General features: G+C 32.2%; 5 protein-coding genes. All 5 read left to right on the plus strand.

What is annotated here, in order from left to right; translation table 11 throughout:
• On the plus strand, positions 1-382 hold a 382-nt coding region (locus HU235_RS14985), incomplete at its 5' end, for a DUF3231 family protein (protein WP_174880711.1).
• Positions 383-553: 171 nt separating this feature from the next.
• Complete coding sequence (locus HU235_RS14990; protein WP_370877256.1) at positions 554-1,027, plus strand: hypothetical protein; 474 nt, start codon at positions 554-556, stop codon at positions 1,025-1,027.
• A gap of 96 nt (positions 1,028-1,123) precedes the next feature.
• On the plus strand, positions 1,124-1,594 hold the full coding sequence (locus HU235_RS14995; RefSeq protein WP_095300171.1) for a hypothetical protein: 471 nt from the start codon (positions 1,124-1,126) through the stop codon (positions 1,592-1,594).
• A gap of 216 nt (positions 1,595-1,810) precedes the next feature.
• Positions 1,811-2,251 (plus strand): GNAT family N-acetyltransferase, encoded by a 441-nt coding sequence (locus HU235_RS15000; protein ID WP_095300170.1) that lies wholly within the window; start codon positions 1,811-1,813, stop codon positions 2,249-2,251.
• Positions 2,252-2,472: 221 nt separating this feature from the next.
• Positions 2,473-2,715 (plus strand): hypothetical protein, encoded by a 243-nt coding sequence (locus HU235_RS15005; RefSeq protein ID WP_174880713.1) that lies wholly within the window; start codon positions 2,473-2,475, stop codon positions 2,713-2,715.
• The last annotated feature ends 106 nt before the right edge of the window (positions 2,716-2,821 follow it).

The following is a 2,821-nucleotide window of genomic DNA, read 5'->3' on the forward strand; positions in this document are numbered from 1 at the left end:
TGCCAAATCTAAAGAAGTCCGCGAAATTTTGAAAAAGGGACTTGATATTAAGTCAAAACACATTAAGCTTTTTAGTCATATTTTAACAGATGACAACCTTCCAGCACCACAATCATGGGATTCAGATGTAACTGACTCCACAACACCACCATTTTCAGATAAATTAATGATGTATTTGACAGGGTTTTTATTTAATACAGCAATTTCTTACTATGGTGCAGGATTAGGAGCAACGATGCGATCGGATTTAATTGTCCAATATGAAAGATTTATCCTAGAGGATTTAAAGTATGCTAAAGATTGGAGTGACATCATGATTAAAAATCTATGGATGGAACAGCCACCGAAAGCAATTGATAGGAAGAGACTTGGTGAAGAATAACTTTATAAAAAAATAAATGGCGCGTAAAATTTTTGCTTTCGTTAGACAACTAAAATAACAGAAAATCAGAAAATCTCTGAAGACGTAGTGAATCCCACTTCACTAACGTAAGGGTAGAGCAGTCACCTTTATCAACTAATCGAAGAGATTAAAGCAAAGGAATAAATGAATGTGACAAATCCAACAGAAAAATTGTTATGGTCAATTGCGTTTCCAGGTTTCGGTCAATTTTTAAACGGCAGGTTTATAAAAGGGATTACTCTCACAATATTGGAACTTATCGTTAATGTTCAATCCCACTTTAACGAAATCATTATCTCTAGTTTTAACGGGGAAATTGAACAGGCAATTTCACATGCAAATTATCAATGGTTGATGTTTTACCCATGCCTGTATTTTTTCTCTATGTGGGATGCTTGGAAAGATGCTGGAGGTGGAAAAGAAAGGTATTCCTTTCTTCCATTTGTATTCGCTGCTTATTTCGTGACCGTTGGAACCATGTATTCGTCAACTTTTAAAGTATTCGGGATAACTTTCGGTCCTGTTTGGTTACCGATTCTTTCGGTAATACCTGGGATAGCTGTAGGGTATTTATTGATGAAATTATTAAAAGTTTTTGTAAGGAGTAAAGAGGGATCAATATAATATTCTTTTACTTTACATTGTAAACATCTCATTTGTTAAATAAGGGAAATGAGAGCAAACAAAGTATGGCAAATGAAAGAGAAAAAGAGGTGTTATATGACAAATCAACTCATTTTATGGGGTGTTTTAATTCTTCCTTGGGTAACGTTATTTTTCATGAAAAAGGAAGATGTTAAACGTTATATGCCTGTCGGTTTGTTTGCTGTTTTTACGAGTGCATTGATTCTTGAAGCAGGGATGACAGTAAAATGGTGGGTATATTATGAAACGGCATATCCATTGAGAAATATTTCTTATCTTTATGGAACAATTCCAGTGTTTACAATGTGGATATTCAAGTTTACATATGGAAGGTTTTGGTTGTTCCTGTTTTCTGATTTACTTTTGAATATCTTCTATACATATGTGTTTGAATATTATTTCTTAGGCAGTAGAAAAATAATTGAATTTTTAAATATGAGTCCGCTTTTAGATGTTATTGCAACAACGATACTAGGAGTGATCATATATGGATATCAAAGATGGCAGGAAGGTATTTTCATAAGTACAAATAAAAAATACGAATAAAATTCATTCCGTACAATTACTGACAACACAAATTAAGCAAAATAGTTGGTTAGCCAAATTGATATAATGGCTAACTATATTTTTATTTCAATCTAATCCTCAAAGTTATTTCGATCGGATATATATTGGAAATATTAAATTAAAGAATATTCGCAAAAATGTATTAAAGGGAAATTTATGATATTGTAAATTAATAACAATGAAGTGGGGATATTAATGGAAATTAGGAATATTACGGTGGAGGATTATGATAAAGTAATCAATGTTTTAAACGAGTGGTGGGGTGGAAGACAAATGACCCATTTGTTGCCTCGACTATTTTTTGAGCATTTTCAACCTACAAGTTTCATAGTTGAAGAGAATGGCCATTTATCTGCCTTTATTATCGGATTTGTTTCACAATCTGATCCAAATCAAGCTTATATCCATTTCGTTGGTGTTCATCCTAAATTAAGGAAAAATGGTGTAGCTAGAAAACTTTATGAATTGTTTTTTGAACAGGTACGCATTTTAGGGTGTAATAAAGTACACTGCATTACATCACCAATTAACAAAGGATCAATTGCATACCATAAATCAATGGGTTTTTCTGTATCTTTAGCGCCTGATTACGAAGGAATTGGTCAAGACAGAATATTATTCTCAAAAGATATTTAGAATGATGAAAACAAAAAAAGGGTGGTAATTCAAATTGAAAGAATGCTGTTTTAAAATATCTTTACCGTTAGAAGAAGCAATAAACCGTTATTATGAATGGATAGATGAAGAACTTGGATTTGTATTAAATGAATATGGGGAGTATGTCGATAAATCAATTCACGTTTCTTCAAGCGATGATAGATGGACTAACTTTGTAGACCTCGAGGGAGAAGCTTTTTTTGGGTTATCTAGTGATATCATGGTTGACTCTTTCAAAGAATCAATCAGTCACATATGCATACTACGATGAAGATCTTAATGCAGAGCTTATCGTAATCGAAAATGGTAGATTAATACGAGAATTTTCACTCTATGAAGATGAGCCAGATGCAAATGTGAATGTTGGAAAATTTGATTTTGAAAAAAAATCTCCAATAAAAGATTGGAACGATGTAGCAACTTTTCTTGAAATGGAATTATAAACGGTAAAGGTAAATAGAGCGTTACACATGTTTCATGTAGCTAGGTAAGAAAACTTAATAAATAATTTCACGCAGAGAATATTCTTTATTAATCAAATATTAATTA

The organism is Metabacillus niabensis, assembly GCF_902829255.1.
Taxonomy (GTDB): domain Bacteria; phylum Bacillota; class Bacilli; order Bacillales; family Bacillaceae; genus Metabacillus; species Metabacillus niabensis.

What these genes read in the sequence shown, in the direction of transcription:
- HU235_RS14995 (WP_095300171.1), top strand. Translation starts at nt 1,124, where the DNA reads ATGACAAATCAACTCATTTTATGGGGTGTTTTAATTCTTCCTTGGGTA.
- HU235_RS15000 (WP_095300170.1), top strand. Translation starts at nt 1,811, where the DNA reads ATGGAAATTAGGAATATTACGGTGGAGGATTATGATAAAGTAATCAAT.